The organism is Shewanella sp. 1CM18E (genome assembly GCF_023161665.1).
Classification (GTDB): Bacteria; Pseudomonadota; Gammaproteobacteria; order Enterobacterales; family Shewanellaceae; genus Shewanella.
This window is the reverse complement of sequence record NZ_JALNTW010000002.1, coordinates 188,099-211,905: the sequence shown is the minus strand read 5'-3', so window position 1 is coordinate 211,905 and position 23,807 is coordinate 188,099. Positions and strand designations below refer to the sequence as shown.

Sequence of the window (23,807 nt, the reverse complement as noted above, 5' to 3'; positions counted from 1 at the left end):
TATTCATCAATGTTCGGCTGTTGCTAATTGGGCTTCAGATTGAAAGCCCATTTTGCGTAAAATAATCGCCGCGGGACAAAATTGAGTATAGGCGCTTTGTAATAAATTTGCCCCTATAAAAACTGTGAACCAGATAAAATTATCGTTAATCCATATAGTTAAGGCTACTGATAGTAATACCATTAATCCGGCAAAAGCCATGGTTGCGCGTTCAACTGACATAGTGCTTCCTTATTTTGATTTTGATTGAGCGGTTATTTTTGCAAGTTAGCTTGGCTTTATAGCGAGCCAAGCAGTTTTAAATTACGAGTAGCGCTTTTTCATCACGGCGTAATACAGCACAGGGATCACCACCAAAGTGAGTAGGGTGGAGATCAAAATGCCGAAGATAAGGCTAATGGCGAGTCCATTAAAAATCGGATCATCGATAATAAATAACGCACCTATCATAGCCGCAAGGGCTGTAAGCATGATGGGTTTTGCACGTACCGCACCGGAATGAATCACTGCTTGCTGAAATGGAACGCCTGCCGTAGTTTGTTGATGAATAAAGTCCACCAACAATATTGAGTTGCGCACTATTATTCCGGCGAGTGCAATCATGCCTATCATGGAAGTGGCGGTAAATTGTGCTCCCAAGAGCGCATGGCCAGGCATAACACCGATTATGGTCAGCGGGATAGGCGCCATGATGATGAGTGGCACCAGATAAGATCTAAATTGTGCAACCACCAATAGGTAAATGGCAATCATACCTACAGCATAAGCTATGCCCATATCTCTAAAGGTCTCGTAAGTGATTTTCCATTCGCCGTCCCAAAGCACTGCAACGCTATCTATACCGCTAGGTTGTTCAATGTAATGTTGTTCGAACGTAAAGCCTGAATGGTCATTCGACTGGTTTTGCTTGTTGATTTGCCCGACCATATCGAACATGCCATACAGCGGGCTGTCGAGTGGTCCTGCCATATCAGCAACCACCATGATCATAGGGATCATATTTTTATGAATAATCGGCGCATCAATATGGCCTTTGTTAATCCTTACCAACTCTGATACGGCAACCGTTTGACCGTTGCTGCCGCGTAATGTCAAATTCAACACTTGGTCTAAATCAACTTTGGCGCCTTCCTGTAACTGCAGGTTTATTGGAACTGGGTATTTTTGATTGCTCTTATGCAGGTAGCTGACATTTTTGCCGCCAACAGAGGTCGCGATTAAGTCAACAACTTGCTGATATGGCACGCCTAGTAAGCTGGCCTTACTCCGGTCGATGATTACCTGCCACTTTTGCGCTGCTGCAGGTAGATAGATGTCAATATCGACCACATCTTGAGTTTGCTTGAATATGCCTAGTAACTGATTAGCGGCTTGCTCGCGAATTGCTTCGCTAGGACCATAAACTTCTGCAAGAATAGGTGACCATACAGGCGGCCCCGGAGGCACTTCAACGATTTTTATATTGGCATTGTATTTTACGCCAATGGCTTGCAGTGGAGCTCGAACGGATAGCGCAATACTATGACTGTCGCGGTCACGATGCTTTTTATCAACTAAGTTGACTTGAATATCGCCAAGCTCTTGGGTTTGACGTAAGAAATAGTGGCGTACTAAACCATTAAAGTTAATGGGTGCACTGGTGCCTGCGTAAAGCTGATAGCTCGCAACTTCCTCTACTTGATTAAGATAACGGCCAAGCTCTTTCAGTGCCTTTTGAGTTTGTTCTACCGGCGTGCCTTCTGGCAGGTCGACCATGACTTGAAACTCTGATTTATTATCAAAAGGCAGCATTTTAAGTACCACGAGTTTGGCCATAGGCAAAGCAACGGCGCCAGCAATTAAAATGAAAATCGCTGCCGCTAAACCAACTCGCGCTTTGCGGGCATGTTGCCCTAGTACAAATGGTCCAATTAAGTGATTAAACAATCTAAACATCAGCCCTTGATTATCATCAGTGACATGATTGGCTGTATTTGCACTAGATGGTTTTCGCAATAATTTTCGGCTAAGCCACGGCGTTACCATAAAAGCGACCGCCAATGAAATCAGCATTCCCATACTGGCGTTGATTGGAATTGGGCTCATATACGGACCCATTAGTCCAGATACAAAGGCCATAGGCAGTAGCGCTGCAATCACGGTAAAGGTTGCCAAAATTGTCGGGCCGCCAACTTCATCAACGGCTATTGGAATTAACTCAGTAAATGAGCGTTTGCCCATTGCCATATGGCGGTGAATATTTTCAACTACAACAATCGCATCATCGACGAGAATACCTATCGAAAAAATCAGTGCGAACAGGGAAATACGATTTAAGGTAAAGCCCCACGCCCAAGAGGCAAATAAAGTGAGTGCCAAAGTAATGATAATGGCAATGCCAACGACTGCTGACTCTCTAAGTCCCATGGTAATAAGTACTAACAATACCACTGCTGCTGTGGCAAACATCAGTTTTAGAATAAGCGTATTGGCTTTTTCACCAGCAGTTTCGCCGTAGTTACGCGAAACACTGACTTCAACTCCTTTTGGGATCAAAACGTTTTGCAGTGTCTCGATGCGCTGCATAATATTATTGGCGACATCAACGGCGTTTTCACCGGGTTGTTTGCCAATAGCTATGGTGACAGCAGGATAAATATTGTATTTATCACCATGCCAAGCACTTTGGGTCGGCAGCGCAGCTTTAAGGCTGATGTCAGCAAAATCAGCTAGATATACAGGTGCTGAATGACCCTGGCTGTCTTGCTTTACCGCAACCACAAGTTGTTTAACATCTTCAATATTTTGCAGGAATTGCCCGGCTTGGACTTTTATCTCTTGGTTACCTTGAACCAATGAGCTGGGCATTGAAATGTGATTGTTGCTTAGTAAGCTTTGGTTCATTTCATCGAACGACACGCCATAGTAATTCATTTTTACCGGATCGATTCTGACATTTAGACTTAGCTGATGATCGCCAAAAGAACTGATCTCTCTGGTTCCCGGGATCCGTTTTATCTCAGTTTCTAATCCATTTGCGACTTGAGTGAGCATTTCTGCTGACACTGATGAATCCTTTGACCATAAGGTTAGGCTAATAATTGGCACATCATCTATGCCGCGTGGCTTAATCTGCGGTTCACCCACACCTGCTGCTAGCGGCAACTTGTATTGGTTTGAGTAAAGCTGGTTATAGAGTTTTACAATGGCATCATTACGTGAAATCCCTACTTCGAAGGCCACAATAAACAGCGCACCATCAGGCTGAGAGAAAGAATATAGGGTATCGATACCTTTGATTTCTGAAATTATTTGTTCGGTCGGCAAGGTCACCAAGTTTTCAACCTCGCGCGGAGTGGCGCCGGGGAAGGGCACAAACACATCGGCAAAGGTGACATCAATCTGCGGTTCTTCCTCTTTAGGCGTGACCACCACGGCAAACAGTCCGAATAATAAACCTAAAAGCGCTAATAACGGCGTAATGGCACTGGACTGAAAGGCACGCGCAATACGGCCTGAAATTCCTAAATCCTGCTGAGTTGGCATAACGACTATCCTAGTTTCAACTTACTAATTTCAATGCTGTATGACTTGAGCGTGAACGATGATTAGTTATTTTTGTCGAGCGTTTGCAGCGCTTGATAGGCCTCTTTAGCGACAACATCACCGCTAGAAAGCCCTGCTAAGATCTCGACGTTACCGCTGTCACTTTGCCCGGTTCTCACTTGAGTGAGCACCCAACTGTTATTTTGCAGTACATAAACTGCGCTTAACTCATTCATGGTGAGCAGTGATGATTCAGGTAAAAATATGGCTGGGCGGCTAGCAGCTAAAAACTGTGCTTTGACTAAGCTACCTGGAATGACGCTCGTTAGGTTTTCAGGTAGGTTTATCCGTACTTTATAGCTATGAGTATTGGGGTCAACAAAGCTAAATAACGTGAACTGCTGGCTTTCTACTTGCTCGCCATTTGGCAGTAGGAGTTTAATTTGGGGCTGAGCTTTCACCGCACCAATATAACGCTGGGGTACATGGGCAACTGCGCGCATTTGGTTTAGCGAGTAACCGGAATATAAGGCTTGGCCTGGGCTAACCGTTTCGCCTTCTTCAACGTGCCTTTGGCTGACAATGCCTGAAAATGGGGCGGTGACAACCGTATATTTTACTGATTCAGTCGCCTGAGTAATTCTGGCATTGGCAGCGCTAAGTTGTTGCTCCGCCGCTTTAGCATTCGCTTCAGCTTCGTCCATCGCTCCTTGAGAAATCGCGCCTTGAGGAAACAATGTTTGATGGCGGGCTAATTGACGCTGCGCTTCAATGTTTATCGCTTGTGCCTTGGCACGTTCGGCATTAGCTGTAGCAAGCTGCGCCCCTTGTTCTACATTGGTGATCTCTAATAATGGCGCACCATTTTCCACCACATCGTTAATATCGTAATTCAGTTTTAATATTCGACCTGATGTTTGCGCTGACACGGTTGCGGCTTTTACTGGTTCAACATAGGCATCAAGAGATACGATATTTGCTGAAGGCGTTAATTCAACCTTTATTGTCTGCAGTGCCTCAGCTGATTGTGCTGTGGTACTGGCGGAAATTAATGCGCTTATCAATACTGCTTTGACTATCTTCGAGTTGTGTAGGGCGTTTTTCATTGTAATTTATACCAAAAACTCATTCATGCAATAATTCTAATGGATGTGTTTTTTATATGCAATAAATATTCATTAGAGGAATACGATGGATGAGTTGTAAGTAAATCATGCCGAATGTTGGAGCAGTAGAATGTTGACTCAGTAGCGTGCTTATTTTTTTAGGATGTTCTGAATCAATGTCTATGAAAGGTCAGCTTTGAGTCGCTAGGTTGCTAGGTTGCTAGGTTGCTAGGTTGCTAGGGGGCAATGGCAATGAGGTCATTAGAAGAGGAGGCGATGAATTTAAAATCGCTAGAAGTTAGCTACTGTAATGTTGGCGGTATTTGCACGGATCAGGCAATTGGTATTGCTAGCCCTAGAGATTGTTTTATTGAGCTGACAGAGGTTTACTTTTGGTGAGCGTAAAGTAAACCTCTAGATGAACATTGCTACTTCAGGCTTCAGAAGCCTTAGGTATATAGCGTTAATCTGCTAGGTGATTAGCTTTTCTAGTCGCTTAGTCCATTTAGTCATTTAGATAGTAGGTTAGGGTAGATACGATACGTACTTTTTTGATGTAAGGGGTATTGCTATCACGGTCATTAATACTAAATTGCCCTTGAGCTGCTTTTTTGATTTTACCTAGTTTAGAGTCTGAATCTTTGGCAAACTTCTCGGCAACCTGTCGAGCATTTTGAGTGGCCGATTGGATCATTTCAGGTTTGACGTCATTGAGCTTGGTAAATAGAAACTGTGCTTTGCTATTGTAATCTTGATCAGATATGGCGATGCCATCTTTAGCGAGGCTGAGCATATTGCTGCGAGTGCTTAGGAGCAAATCAACTTGCTCAGTATACAGTGAGATGGAGATTGCTGCTGAGTAGCGGTATTTCACATTCGGATCGACATAACCCTGTGCTTGCCTGTCGTTTATGGCTGGTAAGGCAACGGTTATTTCATCATCACTGAAGCCTTGTTGTTTCAAAAAGCTGACCACTTTAGCGGTTTTATTCTCAACACTTTTATAAAGTTGGTTAAGATCGTTACTTACCTCGGTAAAGCGTATGGGCCAGATGGCGACGTTGGCGCGCACTTCTTTTTCAGCTAAACCTTTAACGGTTACAGTCCGTTCCATGGCTTTCATTTTGATAAGCTTATCGCCAACAGTGTTACCCAACATGATTAGGCCTATACACAGTAAGCCGCCAAGGATAAGCGCTGCAAGGGCATTGTTTTTAGACATGGTATTTTCTCGCTGAAAAATTATGCCTTTACGTTAACAAGGATTGAGCAAGTAAAACAAATGAATTTAGTTTTACGTATTTCAGCCAATAAAAAAGCCGCACTGAGTGCGGCTTTTTAAGCTGTCTAGAATTAAGCGTTTAGCTTAAAACTGATAGTTGTATGCTAATGAGAAGTAGTTAGCACCAGTGCTAGTTGTTGCGGTTAGTGTGCCATTTAGGCCGCCTAACGATTTTTCCGTCACTTCAGTATCACGGCCAGTTACGTATGCATAACCAAAATCAACTGATGAGTGTTTGTTTAACTTATAAGTTGCACCAGCAGTAAACCAGTTACGGTCAGAATCTGGGATAGAGATTGACTCGATATCACCAACAACACCTTGGTCGTATGCAATACCTGCACGTAGTGTCATTTTTTCATCTAATTGGTAAGTTACACCGGCACTTAGGAACCAAGAATCGTTCCATTGGTATTCTTTAAGCACTGTAGTGCCATTGTTATCGTGTAAATCAACAGATGTAAAATTGCTCCACTGAGTCCATTGCGCCGTGTAGTGCACTGCAAAGGCATCTGTTAGCTGGTGGAAACCGGCAAACTGAGCAATATCAGCTAGTGGTACTGTTAATTCATCATATTCAGTACCAAGACGGTTTAGGGTGCCTTCAGCTTCGATATCAGGACTGAAGCGGTAGCTAAGACCAAAACGGTTATTAGCGTTCATTTCATAGGTGACACCCACGATACCACCAAAACCGATACCATCAGCTTCAACATCAACAAAGTTTACTGAGTTTGGACCAGTAAGAACTGTTTGACCGTCACGAGTCAGTACACCTTCACCGTGAATAATATCTAGGCCTAAACCTACGCTCCATTGGTCGTTGATGCGGGCCGATACGCTAGCGTTGAAGTTTACTGTTGTGACTTCGGTATTACCAACAAGATCACCTGGAACTGGTAGGTTTCCACCTGCCGTTAAGTCACTAGTGTCAGTACCTGTACCGTAATTAGAAAATGCAGCTAGGCCAAATGCGAAAGTGTCATTGATTGGCTGAATATAGTATGCGTTTGGAATAACCTTTCCTTCAGCGGCATTGGCTACATGGCCGTACTCAACAGTTTCAAGAGGAGGACGAGTCCAGTTCGCATCCTGCACTTCAACTGTTACATCGGCGTAGGTCATACCTACTGAGATAGCTTTGTCATCGAACATCGCCATTGCTGCAGGGTTACGAGCTAAAACTGATGCGTTATCTGCAATTACAGCGTCACCGGCGAATGCGCGGCCGATACCTGCTGCAGATTGGCTATTTAGCTGGAAGCCGGCTGCCATTGTTTGTGTGCTTGCTAGAGCTACTGATACTGCAATAAGAGTCTTGTTGAAATACTTCATTATTATTCATCTCTATTATTTTTGGTCCCGCTTATTTTAGGCCAATTCACTGTGATTGACGGCAGGATCCACTTATTAGACCAGTGCATAGTAGGTAGTAGAGGGCAAGCTAACAACTCCGACCAGAGATTGTTTTTTGTTAAGTATTAGTTAATTACAACATCGGTGTCTGCTTATATATAAAGCAGTTAATTGAAACAGCTAAAAGAAAGTATAGCCAACACGGACTTGCAGTACGCAGCAGGTTTCACTACTCGTTAATGGGATGTAACTGTAAGAAATTTAAGGCGCTTATTCTGAAAAATAAAAAAGCGTACAAGTGTACGCTTTTTGTCTGTTTTAGCTATTTACTGTGTTTATAGCTTAGCTTCGAAGTGGTCAAACTGCTGTTTGATTGTCTCAGAAGGAGCGTTAATCTTACTTACAATAACACCTGCTAGGCTGGCTAAAATAAAGCCTGGCAAGATCTCATAAATATCGAAAATACCACCGTCTAGCTGTTTCCAAATGACAACGGTTAAGGCACCAACCACAATTGTTGCAATGGCGCCGTTACGGCTATAATCACGCCAAAATAGTGCTAATAATACAACTGGACCAAATGCGGCGCCAAAGCCCGCCCAGGCATAGCTCACTAAACCTAAAACACTGCTTTCCGGATTGAGTGCCACAATGCCGGCAATGACAGCAATAGCGAGTACGCCAATACGACCAACAAGCATAAGCTCGTTACTTTGGGCTTGTGGGCGTAGCCACTTCTTATAGAAATCTTCAGTGATAACGCTTGAACAAACAAGCAGCTGAGAATCGATGGTGCTCATAATTGCTGAGAGAATGGCAGCAATTAGCAGCCCGCCAATCCATGGATTAAATGCAGCATGTGCAAGGTGGATAAATACTGTTTCTGGGTTAGCAAGTGGAGCAGCAGCAAAATATAAGCTACCCGCAATACCTGTTGCTAATGCACCAATAAGAGCAAGTAACATCCAGCTCATGGCTATACGGCGAGAAACTGGTATATCGTTTGGTGTTGCGATGGCCATAAAGCGCGACAGAATATGTGGTTGACCAAAGTAACCTAATCCCCATGCGAGCAGCGAAACAATCCCAAGCACCGTCGTGTCTTCACTGATAAACGCAAGCATCTTTGGATCGATGTTTTCCAATCCTGCTTGTGTTTCTGGCTGGCTCATAATAGCAACAGGCACTATTAGTAGGGCAACTAACATCAAACAACCTTGGAAAAAATCGGTCCAGCTCACCGCAAAAAAGCCACCAACGAAAGTATAAGCAACAATAATGGTTGAACCTATGATTAACGCTAGGGTGTAATCTAAACCAAAGACTTTTTCAAATAAAATAGCGCCGCCGACCATGCCAGACGAAGCATAGAAGGTAAAGAACACTAAAATAGTAACGGCTGAAACGAGCTTTAATATGCCTTTGTTGTCTTCAAAACGTTTTTCAAAGAAGTCAGGCAGAGTTAATGCATTGTCGGTAAACTCGGTATAAACACGTAAGCGTTGCGCAACAAACAACCAGTTTAGCCATGCGCCAAACACTAGACCAAAACCAATCCATGCTTCACCAAGTCCGCCGAGGTATACAGCGCCGGGTAAGCCTAGTAGTAGCCAGCCTGACATATCTGATGCACCAACACTCAATGCTGTTACGCCCGGCCCCATGCCGCGTCCGCCTAGAATGTAATCGTCGACCGAATCTGTCGCTTTATAAGCCCATAAGCCAATTCCCATCATTAAAGAGAGATAGCCTATAAAAGTAATTAAAATGGGTAATTCAATTGTCATGTGTGATTCACGCTTCTTTTATTTTCGATGTGTGGGAGCGCTATGTTAACAGAAGTATGAGCTGGAGCCCAATAAAGGGGAGAAATGTGATGAATTACAACCAATAATGCCTAGTTGGCATCATTGGTTGTAAAGGATTTAGATGAAACTTTGTTTTATTTCGCTTTTAACAAAGTTGAGATCTTGGCTTTGCTCACCGACAAGTAACATATAGGCATTATCTGTTTCAAAGCCCATGCCTTTGTATTTATTATCGGCAAAAGCCTCTTCCAGCACTAACCTGTCTTCTAGTGGCACAATAAACAGGGTGACTTTACCTTGTTCGCCTTGCATTACCAAATGCAGGCTTTGTACGCCTTGGAAGTCACAATAAGTGCTATAAAATACTTTGCCGGGTTGCTGAGTAAATTTCATATTTTGACCGCCACGAAGGGAGGCCAATTGAAAGTTAACATCTTGATATTGTACATCTCGGTCAATATGCAACGCTTTGTCTTCGTGATACACGTGAGCAAGAGCATGTTGACTTAAGTCAACCGGTCCCATTCTGAGTAAGGTAAATGTCATACCAGCCAGAAAAGCCACAGATGCGACAAGAGCAAAGGCAAAACCGGTTTTGCGGCGCTGTGTGTGATGGTGCTGCAATTGCTGTTTAAGTAGCAGTTTGGCGGCAAGATCATCGGGCACATCAATTTTCAGCGCTTGGTCAATTTTATTATCGAGCTGCTTTAGATCATTTAAAAACGCATCATGTTCCGGTGAGTCTTTAGCTGCTTTAAGAAAGTCAGGATCTTGGTTATTGGGTTCACTGTAGGCCTGGCGGCGGAATTTTAACTCATCCATTGGATTGCCCCCTGTGACTTGGTTGTTCAAGTACATCTTTCAATTGGTTTCTCGCGCGAAACAGTCGCGTCATTACGGTGTTACGATTTAAGTCGAGGAGTTTAGCGATTTCATCGCCACTGAATCCACCTATCACTTGTAGTAATAATGGTTCACGGTATTCCAGCTCAAGTTTGGCTATTTGTCGACGCAACAAGTGCTGTTCAGCATGCTCCTCAGTGCTCCCTGAGAAGGTATCTTCGATAAATTCTTGCTCGACATCTGAGTAGTTAAATTGTTTACGTTCAAAACGCCTTGCGTTTTCGCGGCGTAAAATCGTTATTAACCATGACTTCGCGGCTTTTTCATCTTTTAAAGAATCAAGCGAACGCCAAGCCCGAAGGAAGGTTTCCTGAGTGATGTCTTCTGCAATGTGTTTATCGCCGCATAGCCAATAGGCGAAGCGATATATATCTGCATGAAGTGCCCTGACAAGGCTATCGTATCGTCGTTGTTTGCTAACCATGTCTGAGGAGACCGTGGACTTTGATTTTTTATTTCGCCAACTTTCAAACATTTTTAATTTTTTTAATTGGATCAATAAAACACAGCTTAACCTTGTTACTGGAGGAATACCAATTACGCTGTTTATTTAGAATGAGTTGCAGATTTAGAATATGGGGCAAGTTAACGTTGCTTTGTACTCACGACTAGATATAAGCAAGGAGTTTGAATCCCAAGGCTTAGGGAAAGGATTGCTGTATATAGGAACAAAAGGATCGAGAACGTAGATCAGTGGTTGGTCGTAAGCACGGTTCAAAACAAGCGTGTGAAGCTATTGAGGTAGCTAATAAGTGAGGCAGCCAATAAATGAGGTAGAAATAAAATTAAGCCCAAAAGCGCTTAATGCACTTTCGGGCTTTTTAGATTTAAAGTGCTAAAACTATTATCGCTGAACTGAGTCAATAGCGCTTTATACAGATTAAGGGTTCAACTGCCTCAATGCCGACGTATTAACGTTTTGCTGCTCTGATTTTGCCGCTTTAACCACATTAATTAGCTTAGCGTAATCGACAGCTTCAGCTGGTTTTTTCGAGCTGCCTACAGGGCTAGTATTTACCGAATTAGCATTTACCGAGCTGGTATTTACAGGTGCATAAGCCGCTTTTTGCATAAGGCTAATGCTTTTAGCGATAAAGTCATCGGTCATTGCAATTTGACTTAATGACATAGGTCGCTGGTAAAGCTCGGTGTAGTAACGGCTTATACTGTTTAATACTTGAGTTGGGTTGTTTGCATCACAAGCGACTTTTAACTCTGCAAAACTCGAGCTTGGTGATGAGCTGGCAATTACCGCTTTAGCTGCAGGTTTTGCTTTGATCTGTTTACGTGCATTTATCCATAGCATTAGTGTGACTAGCCATAACAGCGCCAGCACTAAAGATAACCATGGCCAGAATCCTGCACTGGTGTTGGTTGCGGGCTCTTGTGTTTGTAGCTGTTGTGGCTGCGGTGGGGCTACAACAGCGCCTTTTATCACAATAGTGCGCGCAGGCAGGGTGGCAAATTGCTGCTTATTTAGGTGCGGATTCCACCAAGGTACTTTGATCTCAGGCAGAGTATAAGTACCACCGCTTGTTGCTACAATCGCAGTGGTTTGTGTTAGCTGAGCCACCATTTGATTTTCACGTAAGAATGTATTGCGCTGCGCTTTTTCTGGATAGGTTTTTAATGCTGCAGGTGCCGATAAACTAATTTCCGGCAGGCTCGTTTCATCTGTATTTGATGCTAAAAGGGTAATTGTACGGGTTATCGGATCGCCAATATTGTATTCGACAGTTTTCTCAGGCCAATCTTCTTTTAATACCACCAAATCAGATACTAACCACTCGCCATGATAATCTTGAGGAATAGGCTTTATTTGCACTTTTATATCTGGCGCTTGAGTTTGAGTTGGCTTGCTTTCGTTAAACGAGAACATGGCACCATTGCGTCTTGATTGCACTAACACGTCACCAGCAAAGCTGGCGCCAGTGATGCTCAACTCACCTGGTTGGTCGGCAATGATTGAATAATTTCGCTCGATGACTCGGTAGCGGCGACCGTTAACAATTTCGGTGCTATCGCTGTCTTCACCCAGCTGCTTTATTTGAGCGCCATTGAGATCGGGCGCATTTAATACACCACGCTGTAGTTCTAGAGCCAAATATAGCTTCACTGTATAAGTAAGCATTTGCCCGACATAGGCCTCTTCATTTGAGAGGCTGGCGCGCATAAATATATTTTGCATTTGCTGTGGCTGAGAACCTGCTTTTAACACTGATAGCTGGATTGGTGTAGAGCTAACCCCATCAATAATAAAGGCTGGAATAACAATATTCCCAGCTTTTTTAGGCGACAGCAAAACTTGCCAGCGTGTTTCATTAGAAGCATCAAAATTCATGATCTTCTTGCTGCGACTGATGCTGGTGCGGCCCACCATAAAGTCTTTAAGCAGTGCTGAAGTATCTAATTTGCCACTATTGATATCGTCATCAGCTGTGACGGTGAGCACCAGAGTTTCGCCTTCCATAATCGGGTTGCTGTCAACTGATGCTTGCAGTTGCGTCAGCGCACTTGCTGGAAAGGTGGTTAGGGCGAGAAGCGCCAACACAAAAATAGACCGTATTACCACTGTTCGTTTTCCTTAGAATTGATGCCTTGATGGCGACGTTTCTGATACTCAAGTTGCATTTTGTTGCGCAGTAATACCTGCGGATCATCAGCAATAGCGCGAAGTGCTCGCTCCATTTCTGGTGGCAGAGGTTCATCTGCGGGTAATGCTGTTGCGGCAACTTGTTCAGACTGTTCAGCTGACTGCTCAGTGTTTTCTTCAGTTTGTGCTGCAGAGTTTGATTGAGCTTGTTGCTCCGTCAGTTGTTTTTGCTGTTCAGATTGTTGAGCTGGTGGTTCGCTCGCAGAGGCTTGCATTTCCGCGTCATTGTTTGGCTGCTGCTCATTTGTTTCACTTTGACTGCTTTGCTGTTCATTTTGAGCTTCATCTTGTGGAGGCTGTTGCTCGCTATTTTGCTCTGAAGTTTGCTCATTATCTGATGACTGCTGCTCTGATTGCTCTTGAGATTGCTCTGATTCAGATTGCTGCTGATCATTAGATTGTTTATCTTGAGCTTGTGACTGACTATCCTGCGACTGATCACCCTGTGATTGTTCATTCTTTGACTGATCACTTTGCGACTGTTGATCTTGAGGGCCATCGGGTTTGTTTTGCTGCTCAGAGTCTTGATTCTGACCGCTATTTTGCTCTTGTTGCTGTTGTAATTTTTTGGCTAAATCCAAATTCGTTTGTGCTTGGGGAAAGTCCGCAGTTTGTTCTAGAGCCGCTTCGTAACGTTTTTGCGCTTGTTGATATTGGCCTTGTTGCATTAACGCGTTACCTTGGTTGTATAAACCTTTGGCTGAGTTATCTTGCTCAAAAGCTGTGAGTGCCTCAGCGTATTTGCCGGCTTTGTATAGTGCACTGGCTTGCCATTGAAGCTCATCAAACTGGTTAGCAGCAGCTTCATAGTCTTCAGTTTTGTAGGCTTGCATCGCTTGTTGATCTTGTGTTTGCCATAAATTATCCCAAGTGCTGGCATAGACCACATTGTTTGGCAGCACAATAATCAATAGTGCTACTGCAGCTAACATGCCACTTCTAAAACTCAGTAACGCCGGAAGTAATAATAACAAGGCGACATAAGGCCCCAGATCTACCCAAGTTTCACCTTGTAAATCACTGGCTTTGGTATCATTTGTATTAGCAAGCCACTGTTTAATTTGGGTTATATCACTGCCATCGGCACGATTAGCCACCATGATGCCATTAGCATCACTTGCTAACTCATCTAGTAGGGCGTAGTCAGTTTTAGCTATGACCACTTGATTTGCGTTATCTCGCAGCAGTTGCCCATCTGGTAATTTAATGGGCGCACCTTGTTGGCTACCAAAAACAAAAATAGCCAAACGATAAGGACTGTCTTTTACGGCCGACTGCCCCCGCTTGAACTGCGCCACTGAAATGCCATCGGTAAATAACACAATATCGCCGCGAAGGTGGCCACCTTGGCTGAGTAAAGACTGTGCCTGAGTAATCGCTGCTTCAAGGTTTGAGCCTCTAACGGGCATAATACTCGGGGTTAATGTTGGTAGTAAGTTTAATAATGTAGCTTTATCGCGGGTGAGGGGGCTAATGGCAAATGCATCGCCTGCATAAGCAATTAATCCAGTTTCGCCATCACTGAGTTCACCAATTAGATCGGTTGCCCGATATTTTGCTTGAGTTAAGCGGTTTGGCGCTAAATCGTCGGCGTACATAGACAGAGACATATCCATCACCAGTACTCGACCTTGGGTTGACTCATATACGGGCAGTGAGCGTTTTTCGAATGCTGGGCCTGTAAGTGCAAATACTGCAATAAACCAAGCTAGTGCAAGGTAATACACATTGTTGCGCTTTTTATTGCTTACACCACCCACCAATATTTTGGCTAGGTGCGGCGCGATATAGTGATCCCAACTTGAGCTGGCGGCTTTGCTTTTAAAAAGTATCAATAACAGTAGTGCCAACGGCACAAGCGCAATAAACCATTCAGGACGTAAAAAATGCATGGTTAACGTCCTCCTTTGGCTGAATTAGCTTTATTGGTGCTTTTACGGCGATTGGTGCCAAAAGAGATGTAACTAAAAGACATAATAATTGATGCTAAAAGGGCTAAGGCTAGTGGCCAATAAAAAAGCTCGGCTTGTGGGCGGTAGCTAAGTTGGTCGCGCGCTACGGGCTCAAGGCTATCAATTACTTGATAGATTTTTTCAAGCTCTTCGGTGTTGCGAGCGCGAAAATATTGGCCACCTGTGACACTAGCGATTTGCTGTAGTTGAGTTTCGTCTAGATCCATCGATGGATTGACGCGTTCTTTGCCAAACAAGGTTCTGCGCTCCATAACATCTGCACCAACGCCTATGGTGTAGATGGTGATCCCACGCTGCTTAGCAATTTCAGTTGCTTGTTCAGGCGAAATGGCGCCAGCATTGTTAGAGCCATCGGTAAGCAAAATCAATACGCGGTTACTTTGCTCTACTTTATCAAAGCGTTTTACCCCTAAAGCAATGGCTTCTCCGATTGCGGTTTGTTTACCGACTAAGCCTATTTGTGCTTCTTTTAGGTATTGAGCAACAGTGCGTCTATCTTGAGTGAGCGGTGATTGTAGATATGCATGATCAGCAAATAAGATAAGACCAATTCGGTCGCCTTTTCTGCGTTCGATAAAGTCACTGATGACATGCTGAATAAGGGTAAAACGGTCAATGGTTTTACCATCGAGCACCATATCCTCAATCTGCATACTGCCGGACAGATCCACCGACAGCATTAAATCGCGACCTTTACTAGGCAGCTCAATCGGCTCACCAACCCATAATGGTCTCGCGCAGGCTAACACTAATAGGCACCAAACAATCCAGTAGCGTTTTTGGGTACGCTGACGCGTCTCTGTAACCACTTGATTGGATGACTGACTTGCACCGGGTAACACTAAGTGACCTGTCATTGGCTTGCTCTGCTGCTTTTTTCTAAACAACAGAGGTAAAGGTAATAATATCAATAATAAAGGCCAAGCAAGGGTTAACATGTTGCGTCCTCACTTTTTACTGCCTTTTTTAACGGCAAGGCGGATTTTATCCAGCGCTCGGCACAATTTCTAAGTTGTGTTTTGTCTGCGTCGCTAAATGCATTGGCTTGAAAACGTTTGGCCAGTAATTCGCACAACTCATCTTGCGGTGTACTGACTTGCTCATTTAACCATTTATACCAATCATTGCCGCTAAGCTGCGCCACTTGGCTGCGTGGAGAGTAACTGAGTGCAGCGCGTTTTAAAATGGCACTGACTTCATAAACAAACTGTTCATTTTGCAGCTCTAACTTTGTTAGTTCGGTTAGTGCTGCATTTTTAGCAGCATGAATTTTACGGCGGTTTTTATACCAAATTATCGTAACAGCAATGCAGCTGAGAATAAGGATTAGAGCAATCCAATATCCGTATGCAAATGGCCAAAGGCCGATCTCTGCTGGCGTTTGGATATCCTGCAGGCCAGCGAGTGCCGGATTAGCTAAGCTAGTCATTTATCTCAACGCTCCTAATTGTTGATTTAAACGACGGCCAGCATCGACAATTCGAGTTTGAACGTTCAATTTTTGCATCATTTCAATAAAGTTGTTTTGTAGCGTTTTTTGGCTCAATAGCCATTGCTCGTAACTGTTACGATCAATAATTAGCTCTTTAGCGCCTTCTCTAACCGGTAATTGAAAATGCTTGGGTAGCGTTAGCTCGCCTTGACGCAGTGGGTCGGTAACTAAAAACGCGCCAATATCACAGTGTCGTTTTAGATCTGACAATGCAGCTAAGCAGGCTGGTGAGAAGTGGCTGCCGTCAGTAACAATCCAAATTAATGATCCGGGTTTGGCTAGGCGGCGCAAACGCTGACAGGCTTTGGCCATATGATCAGGTTCAGGCTCTTGAGTCAGGTTTTGTAATTGATTGTGGTGCAGCTTTTTAATTGCTGATACCACTTGCAAAATACCTTGCTGACGACTGCGTGGTTTAAGCTCTATATGCTCATGTTCAGTAGCGATTAACGCACCTAGACGGTCGCCATGCATAATCGCATTCCAACCTAGTGTTGTGGCAAGGTGCGCTGCTTGTACTGATTGCAACATAAGGCTTGAGCCAAAATATAAGCTGCTACTTAAATCAAGTAATAGCAATACTGGGCGCTCACGCTCTTCGACAAAAAGTTTGGTGTGTGCTTGACCGGTTCGTGCGGTTACACGCCAATCTATAGTGCGCACATCGTCACCACTTTGGTAGTGGCGCACTTCGGCAAACTCCATACCTCTGCCTTTTATTAAACTGGCGCGGTGACCAGCAAGGCTCGCCTTTGCCTTGGCACGTTTTTCTGGCAGCGCTTTGGCTAAGCTTTGGCAGGCTAGGAGTTCTTTTTCAGTAATATGAATGCCGTCGCTAAACAACGGCAGTGCTGTATCGACCATTAAGGGACCGCAACTTGAGAAAGAATATGGTTGATTACATCATCGGCGTTCACACCATCAGCTTGTGCTTGATAACTCAGTAATAAACGATGACGCAGTACGTTAGGTGCAACGGCTTGAATATCTTCTGGTGACACAAAGTCACGCTCATATAAATAAGCGCGAGCACGGGCACAACGCTCTAAAGATAAGGTTGCTCGAGGGCTTACACCGTATTCAAGCCAGCTTGCTAGCTCTTGGCTATAAGCTTCGGGTTTACGTGTGGCCATAATGATGTCAACGATGTATTTCTCGAGAGGCTCGGCCAGATAGATCTGCAGTGCTTGTTCGCGCGCAGCAAATATATCGCCCTGAATAATTGGCTCTACATGAGGCGCTGCTTGCTTTAACGCTTCATTGCGAGACATTCTCATGATCTCAAATTCAGTTTCTGCACTTGGGTAATCTAAGTTCAGGTGCATTAAAAAGCGGTCTAACTGGGCTTCAGGTAACGGGTAGGTTCCTTCGTTTTCTAATGGATTTTGGGTTGCCATAACCAGAAATAATTCAGGTAGTGGGTAGCTATGTTTACCCACAGTGACTTGGCCTTCGGCCATGGCTTCTAATAGCGCTGATTGCACTTTAGCGGGTGCGCGATTGATCTCGTCAGCCAGAATGAGGTTATGGAAAATTGGGCCAGCTTCGAATTCAAAAGTTGCCGTTTGTGCACGATAAATATCAGTACCGGTTAAATCTGCTGGTAACAAGTCAGGCGTAAATTGGATACGATGAAAATCACCTTCAACACCGTCACAAAGTGCTTTAACTGCGCGAGTTTTTGCAAGACCTGGTGGGCCTTCAACTAACAAGTGTCCGTCGGCAATTAATGCAATTAGTAGATTCTCGGTGAGAACAGGCTGTCCTAAAATGACAGTGTTTAAGTATTCGCGTAACGCGTGAAATCGACTCAAAGGCATGATGCTACTCGGTTTATTTAAAGTTAGTAAGGTATAGACCAACCACATACTAAAAAATTCCCTATGGGTTTGGCTAGTACCAATTGATGTTAATAGTGCGAGCAGAGCTTTACTTGGTGACAAAATGACAGCTTTAATAGCTAACTAACGCTTTATAAAGCGTTTAATGGCGTAGCTTAATGAGTTTAATATCGAGAAAATATTAGATTAATCATTGTTAACTAACAATTTTCTTATATTTTGTAGACAAAAAAACAAACAGGTGTTTAAAACTTTTCATTAAGAAGTTAGAATCAGATCACACTTTAATGGTCAGACCTGTTTAATTTGCGGCAAATAGGTTTCTCAAGGATATAAAAAAAGCGTGTGAATACACCACGCGCAGAATAAGAGGGCAAAAAATGAGTGATAGACAACAGGTGACAAATGCCAGAGGCGAGCGGATAGCGATTGTTTCCGGTTTGCGCACGCCATTTGCAAAACAAGCAACCGCCTTTCATGGTGTGTCTGCATTGGATATGGGCAAGATGGTTGTAAATGAACTGCTGTCTCGCTCTGAGCTTGACCCTAAAGAAATTGAGCAACTGGTATATGGCCAAGTTGTGCAAATGCCAGCAGCGCCAAACATTGCCCGCGAAATTGTACTCGGTACAGGCATGAATGTAAGCACTGACGCTTATAGCGTTACTCGCGCGTGTGCAACAAGTTTTCAATCTACCGTTAATGTGGCTGAGTCAATAATGACCGGCAACATGGATATTGGTATTGCTGGTGGCGCGGATTCTTCTTCTGTTTTGCCTATTGGTGTTTCTAAAAAGCTTGCTCATGCGTTAGTTGATTTGAATAAAGCGCGTAGCTTTGGCCAGAAAATGGCTATCTTCCGTCGTTTAGGATTAAAAGATCTGTTGCCCGTTCCTCCTGCTGTTGCTGAATACTCTACAGGCTTGTCGATGGGGCAAACCGCTGAGCAGATGGCCAAGACATACAACATTAGCCGTGCTGATCAAGACGCTTTAGCTCACCGCTCTCACTCTTTGGCTACTGAAACATGGAATGCAGGTAAGTTAGCAGATGAAGTGATGACCGCCCACGTGCCGCCGTATAAGGCATTTATTGATCGCGATAACAATATTCGTGAAGACTCAAAACTTGAATCTTACGCTAAGCTACGCCCTGCATTTGATCGTAAACACGGCTCGGTTACCGCAGCAAATAGTACACCGTTAACTGATGGTGCCTCAGCGGTATTATTAATGAGCGAAGGCCGCGCTAAAGCGCTAGGTTATACACCTATTGGTTATATAAAAAGTTACGCGTTTACGGCAATTGATGTGTGGCAAGACATGTTAATGGGCCCATCTTATGCAACACCGCTAGCGTTAAAGCGCGCAGGCATGGAGTTGGAAGATCTTACGCTTATCGAGATGCATGAAGCTTTCGCGGCGCAAACACTAGCGAATATGCAGATGTTTGCTTCGAAAAAATTTGCTGCAGAAAAGCTTGGTCGTAATCGTGCGATTGGTGAAATTGACATGGCTAAGTTTAATGTTCTTGGTGGCTCTCTTGCTTATGGTCATCCGTTTGCTGCAACCGGTACACGCTTGGTGACCCAAGTATGTCATGAGCTTAAACGCCGCGGCGGTGGTACAGGTCTCGCAACAGCATGTGCTGCGGGTGGTTTAGGTGCAGCAATGATTGTTGAGGTGGAGTAATCACATGGAAAAAACATTTAATTTAAGTCGTCGTGAAGACGGGATCGCGGTACTGACAATGGACGTACCAGGCGAAACCATGAATACGCTTCGCAGTGAATTTGGCCCAGAGATCTCTGAAGTACTAGCTGAAATTAAGTCTGATAGCAGCATTAAAGGCTTAGTGCTTATTTCGGGCAAACAAGACTCTTTTGTTGCTGGCGCAGATATTTCAATGCTTGATGCTTGCAATACAGCAGAAGATGCAAAGTTTTTATCGCAGCAAGGCCATGTGGTATTTAATGAATTAGAAAACCTTTCAATTCCGGTTGTTGCAGCGATTAATGGTGCGTGTCTTGGTGGTGGATTAGAGCTAGCGTTAGCGTGCCACAAGCGTGTGTGTTCATTGCATCCTAAAACCATGATGGGCTTGCCTGAAGTGCAACTCGGTTTGTTACCTGGTGGCGGCGGTACTCAGCGCTTACCGCGTTTAGTTGGCGTGACTAAAGCACTGGATATGATGCTAACTGGCAAACAACTTCGCCCTAAGCAAGCAGTAAAGCTGGGCCTTGTCGATGATGCTGTACCTGAGTCTATTTTGTTGCGTACAGCAGTGGAAATGGCATTGGTTGGTAAGCGCCCAGCAAAGAAAAAGAAACAGTCCATCGTTAACCAAGTGCTTGAAGGCACGAGCGCAGGACGAAATATCATTTTTGATCAAGCTGCAAAACAAGTCGCTAAGAAGACCCAAGGTAATTATCCCGCGCCAAACAAGATTATTGATTGTGTTCGACAAGGTATGACTAAAGGCATGATCAAAGGCCTTGAGGTTGAAGCAAGCCATTTTGCTGAACTTGTTATGTCAAAAGAATCTGCTGCGCTGCGCAGTATTTTCTTTGCTACAACTGAGATGAAAAAAGAAACTGGCGCAGGTGATGTTGAGCCACGTAAGGTTAAAAAGGCAATGGTACTTGGTGGCGGACTTATGGGAGGGGGTATTGCCTCTGTAACCACCACTAAAGCAAAAATCCCTGCTCGAGTTAAAGATATCAATGAAGCCGGGCTAAGTAACGCATTAGCCTATGCATATAAGTTGTTAGATAAAGGCGTTAAACGCCGCCATATGACACCAGCTGTGCGTGATAACACTATGGCATTGATGACAACTACAACAGAATATAAAGGCATTAAAGATGCCGATATTGTTGTTGAAGCTGTGTTTGAAGATTTAGCCCTTAAGCATCAAATGGTAAAGGATGTTGAGCGTGAGTGTGGTGAAAATACTATTTTTGCATCGAACACTTCATCTTTACCGATATCACAGATCGCAGAGGCGGCTAGTCGACCAGAAAATGTAATTGGTTTGCACTATTTCTCACCTGTTGAAAAAATGCCTTTAGTCGAAGTCATTGCACATGAAAAAACATCTGCTGAAACCATTGCGACTACGGTAGCATTTGCTAAAAAACAAGGTAAGACGCCAATCGTAGTTCAAGACGGTGCAGGTTTTTATGTTAACCGTATTTTAGCCTTGTATATGAATGAAGCCGCGCAATTATTGCTAGAAGGGCAGAGCGTTGAGCATCTGGATAAAGCTCTGGTTAAGTTTGGATTCCCAGTTGGCCCAATGACATTACTCGATGAGGTCGGTATTGATGTAGGAGCTAAGATCTCACCTATTCTAGAGAAGGAGTTAGGTGAGCGCTTTATGGCACCAGCCGCGTTTGACAAGTTGCTTGCCGACGATCGAAAAGGGCGTAAAAATGGTAAAGGTTTTTATATTTACGGCGGTAAAACTAAGACAAAACAAGTTGATGAGACCGTTTACAGCGTTTTAGGTTTAAAACCAGGCGTTGACACTGAAGCTACTGAAATCGCGCAGCGCTGTGTGGTACAAATGCTCAATGAAGCGGTTCGCTGTTTAGATGATGGCATTATTGCTTCAGCTAGAGATGGTGATATCGGTGCGATTTTCGGCATAGGCTTCCCACCATTCTTAGGCGGTCCTTTCCACTATATCGATACTTTAGGCGCAGGTAATTTGGTTAAGATGTTAGAAAATTATCAAACGCGATATGGCGACCGATTTGAGCCTGCAGCAAAGCTCAAGCAGATGGCTAGCGAAGGCACACGTTTTTTCAATGCTTAAGCAGATCTGTATCTGTGTATTGAGCAATGCTATTGCACAAATAAAGCACTAGCTTTACCTAAGCTAGCTTTATTTGATTTAACAAGGCGGCAGCATTGTGCCGTCTTTTTTTGTGTCAAAGGTAAGGTTGTGCCTAAAAAACATTCTCTTTTGGTGCTTTTTGTCTATATAATGACCGCATTGTTTTAGCTGTGGCTAGGATGGCAAGCTTATTTGAAGTGAGGTGTAGATAAGTGGAATTTGTTATTGGATTTATATTACTTTATTCAAGTTACTTGCTTGGAAACTCTGCGTTCAATGCAGGATTGCCAGTTAAACGCTGGGCGTTATTAGGTTTAGCCGTAGGTCCTGTAGCCTATCCGCTGCTGAACTCACATAAACAGCTGGCTTACCGCAAAGCGATGGGAAAGCAGGGCATACTCATACGTTTATAAATGGATATGATTATTCATTCTAGATTCTTACTCACCCACCTAGGGACGTTTTGTTTATTAAATTGAAGCTATGTGATTGAATAGAAATAATAAAAAAGGAGCTTAGGCTCCTTTTTTATTCTTCGTTAACCAGTTAGGTTAGCATCAATTACTTTAAGGTAATCAACTAATTCCACCAACCTTTTGCTGGAATAACTTCTAAATGGTTCAAGCCTTCTGGAAGCTGAACTTTTTTACGAGCAGGCTTGGCTAATCCAAATATTTTCATTAATGAATCAAACATAATCTCACCTCTCAGTCTTTCATTTTTAGCTTTAGTTTTAGTTCCACCAACCCTTGGCTGGAATAACTTTTAAATTGTCTAACCCTGCAGGTAGAGGCTCTTTCTTACGAACAGGCTTCTCGAATCCTAGCGCCTTAATAATTGAATCAAACATAATTGATCTCCTTACTTAAGCAGTTGTTTTATTAATAAACTTGATGTTCGGGATAGCTGCCGTTTGAACCGGTTTAAACTTGATGTTCGGGATAGCGGCAGTTTGAACAGGCTTAAACTTGATGTTCGGGATAGCTGCCGTTTGAACAGGTTTAAACTTGATGTTTGGGATAGCTGCAGTTTGAACAGGCTTAAACTTGATGTTTGGGATAGCTGCCGTTTGAACCGGTTTAAACTTGATGTTTGGAATCGCAGCAGTTTGAACAGGCTTAAACTTGATGTTTGGGATAGCGGCAGTTTGAACAGGTTTAAATTTGATGTTCGGGATAGCTGCGGTTTGAACAGGCTTAAACTTGATGTTTGGAATCGCAGCAGTTTGCACTGGCTTAAACTTAATATTTGGGATAGCCGCAGTTTGCACTGGCTTAAACTTAATATTTGGAATCGCAGCAGTTTGAACAGGCTTAAACTTGATGTTTGGGATAGCAGCAGTTTGAACAGGCTTAAACTTGATGTTTGGAATCGCAGCAGTTTGAACAGGCTTAAACTTGATGTTTGGGATAGCAGCAGTTTGCACAGGCTTAAACTTAATATTTGGGATAGCTGCAGTTTGAACTGGCTTAAACTTAATATTTGGGATAGCTGCAGTTTGAACAGGCTTTACTTTGATATTTGGAATAGCTGCAGTTTGAACAGGTTTAAACTTAATATTTGGAATAGCAGCAGTTTGCACAGGCTTAAACTTAATGTTCGGGATAGCAGCGGTTTGAACAGGCTTAAACTTAATATTTGGGATTGCAGCAGTTTGCACAGGCTTAAACTTAATATTCGGGATAGCAGCAGTTTGAATAGGTTTAAACTTAATGTTCGGGATAGCAGCAGTTTGAACAGGCTTAAACTTAATATTTGGGATTGCAGCAGTTTGAACTGACTTAAACTTAATATTTGGAATACCAGCTAAAAGACTAATCTGGCTAGTTTCGGCTGAATTAACATGATGAGATGTTATCTCTAAGCTATTTTGAGACGCTGTAGCTGAAAATGCGCCAACAAGTGCAACAGATGTGATTAATCCTTTAATTGTATTTTTCATTTTGTACCTTCTCATAGAGTATTAAATATAAAGTTATATTCTTGACTGAATGAAAAGGTACTTGCAGTTGTTATGCCAATGATGGT

Annotated in this window: 19 protein-coding genes; 4 read left to right on the top strand and 15 right to left on the bottom strand. The window is 43.5% G+C overall.

All coding sequences use genetic code 11. The features are described from left to right. Window positions 1–6 precede the first annotated feature (6 nt). From MSG37_RS04145 to MSG37_RS04135, 3 genes are all read right to left on the bottom strand, one after another. On the bottom strand, window positions 7–222 hold the full coding sequence (locus MSG37_RS04145) for a DUF2892 domain-containing protein (protein WP_248469316.1): 216 nt from the start codon (window positions 220–222) through the stop codon (window positions 7–9). Between the two features lie 81 nt (window positions 223–303). After that, window positions 304–3,525: an efflux RND transporter permease subunit gene (locus MSG37_RS04140; RefSeq protein ID WP_248469315.1), complete on the bottom strand. Its 3,222-nt coding sequence runs from the start codon at window positions 3,523–3,525 to the stop codon at window positions 304–306. A gap of 62 nt (window positions 3,526–3,587) precedes the next feature. Next, window positions 3,588–4,631: an efflux RND transporter periplasmic adaptor subunit gene (locus tag MSG37_RS04135; RefSeq protein WP_248469314.1), complete on the bottom strand. Its 1,044-nt coding sequence runs from the start codon at window positions 4,629–4,631 to the stop codon at window positions 3,588–3,590. A gap of 252 nt (window positions 4,632–4,883) precedes the next feature. Here MSG37_RS04135 and MSG37_RS04130 point away from each other — a divergent pair, with 252 nt between their 5' ends. Then, window positions 4,884–5,030 carry a hypothetical protein gene (locus MSG37_RS04130; protein ID WP_248469313.1) on the top strand — a complete coding sequence of 49 codons (147 nt, stop codon included), beginning with the start codon at window positions 4,884–4,886 and terminating at the stop codon, window positions 5,028–5,030. Between the two features lie 106 nt (window positions 5,031–5,136). On the opposite strand, the gene MSG37_RS04125 is transcribed toward MSG37_RS04130, so the two are convergent. The 11 genes from MSG37_RS04125 to MSG37_RS04075 all read right to left on the bottom strand — a co-directional run bounded on the left by MSG37_RS04125 (window position 5,137) and on the right by MSG37_RS04075 (window position 17,918). Beyond that, complete coding sequence (locus tag MSG37_RS04125) at window positions 5,137–5,853, bottom strand: SIMPL domain-containing protein (protein WP_248469312.1); 717 nt, start codon at window positions 5,851–5,853, stop codon at window positions 5,137–5,139. A 144-nt stretch (window positions 5,854–5,997) separates the two neighbouring features. Beyond that, window positions 5,998–7,248, bottom strand: a complete 1,251-nt coding sequence (locus MSG37_RS04120) for an outer membrane protein transport protein (protein WP_248469311.1) — start codon at window positions 7,246–7,248, stop codon at window positions 5,998–6,000. A 356-nt stretch (window positions 7,249–7,604) separates the two neighbouring features. After that, entirely contained in the window at window positions 7,605–9,056 is a 1,452-nt protein-coding gene (gene putP / locus MSG37_RS04115) for a sodium/proline symporter PutP (RefSeq protein ID WP_248469310.1), read from the bottom strand. Between the two features lie 138 nt (window positions 9,057–9,194). Further along, on the bottom strand, window positions 9,195–9,899 hold the full coding sequence (locus MSG37_RS04110; protein WP_248469309.1) for a DUF3379 domain-containing protein: 705 nt from the start codon (window positions 9,897–9,899) through the stop codon (window positions 9,195–9,197). Continuing rightward, window positions 9,892–10,455 carry a sigma-70 family RNA polymerase sigma factor gene (locus MSG37_RS04105; RefSeq protein ID WP_248469592.1) on the bottom strand — a complete coding sequence of 188 codons (564 nt, stop codon included), beginning with the start codon at window positions 10,453–10,455 and terminating at the stop codon, window positions 9,892–9,894. The genes MSG37_RS04110 and MSG37_RS04105 overlap by 8 nt, the downstream gene beginning before the upstream one ends. 405 nt (window positions 10,456–10,860) lie before the next feature. Further along, entirely contained in the window at window positions 10,861–12,552 is a 1,692-nt protein-coding gene (locus MSG37_RS04100) for a BatD family protein (RefSeq protein WP_248469308.1), read from the bottom strand. After that, the gene (locus tag MSG37_RS04095) at window positions 12,546–14,525 is read right to left on the bottom strand and encodes a VWA domain-containing protein (protein ID WP_248469307.1); all 1,980 of its coding nucleotides are present in this window, start codon (window positions 14,523–14,525) and stop codon (window positions 12,546–12,548) included. Before MSG37_RS04095 ends, MSG37_RS04100 begins: the two co-directional genes overlap by 7 nt. Window positions 14,526–14,527: 2 nt before the next feature. Then, window positions 14,528–15,544, bottom strand: coding sequence for a VWA domain-containing protein (locus MSG37_RS04090; protein WP_248469306.1), 1,017 nt, complete (start codon window positions 15,542–15,544; stop codon window positions 14,528–14,530). After that, the gene (locus tag MSG37_RS04085; RefSeq protein ID WP_248469305.1) at window positions 15,538–16,035 is read right to left on the bottom strand and encodes a DUF4381 domain-containing protein; all 498 of its coding nucleotides are present in this window, start codon (window positions 16,033–16,035) and stop codon (window positions 15,538–15,540) included. Before MSG37_RS04085 ends, MSG37_RS04090 begins: the two co-directional genes overlap by 7 nt. Further along, on the bottom strand, window positions 16,036–16,962 hold the full coding sequence (locus tag MSG37_RS04080) for a DUF58 domain-containing protein (RefSeq protein ID WP_248469304.1): 927 nt from the start codon (window positions 16,960–16,962) through the stop codon (window positions 16,036–16,038). Further along, a complete protein-coding gene (locus MSG37_RS04075; RefSeq protein ID WP_248469591.1) occupies window positions 16,962–17,918 on the bottom strand; it encodes a MoxR family ATPase in 957 nt (318 codons plus the stop codon). The genes MSG37_RS04080 and MSG37_RS04075 overlap by 1 nt, the downstream gene beginning before the upstream one ends. 401 nt (window positions 17,919–18,319) lie before the next feature. Between MSG37_RS04075 and fadI the strand changes: the two genes are divergently transcribed. The 3 genes from fadI to MSG37_RS04060 all read left to right on the top strand — a co-directional run bounded on the left by fadI (window position 18,320) and on the right by MSG37_RS04060 (window position 22,192). Further along, on the top strand, window positions 18,320–19,630 hold the full coding sequence (gene fadI, locus MSG37_RS04070; RefSeq protein WP_248469303.1) for an acetyl-CoA C-acyltransferase FadI: 1,311 nt from the start codon (window positions 18,320–18,322) through the stop codon (window positions 19,628–19,630). Window positions 19,631–19,634: 4 nt separating this feature from the next. Then, a complete protein-coding gene (gene fadJ / locus MSG37_RS04065; protein WP_248469302.1) occupies window positions 19,635–21,758 on the top strand; it encodes a fatty acid oxidation complex subunit alpha FadJ in 2,124 nt (707 codons plus the stop codon). A 233-nt stretch (window positions 21,759–21,991) separates the two neighbouring features. Beyond that, the gene (locus tag MSG37_RS04060; protein ID WP_248469301.1) at window positions 21,992–22,192 is read left to right on the top strand and encodes a hypothetical protein; all 201 of its coding nucleotides are present in this window, start codon (window positions 21,992–21,994) and stop codon (window positions 22,190–22,192) included. Window positions 22,193–22,644: 452 nt separating this feature from the next. Here the strand turns inward: MSG37_RS04060 and MSG37_RS04055 are convergent, their stop codons facing one another. Continuing rightward, window positions 22,645–23,721, bottom strand: coding sequence for a hypothetical protein (locus MSG37_RS04055; protein ID WP_248469300.1), 1,077 nt, complete (start codon window positions 23,719–23,721; stop codon window positions 22,645–22,647). Between the last annotated feature and the right edge of the window lie 86 nt (window positions 23,722–23,807).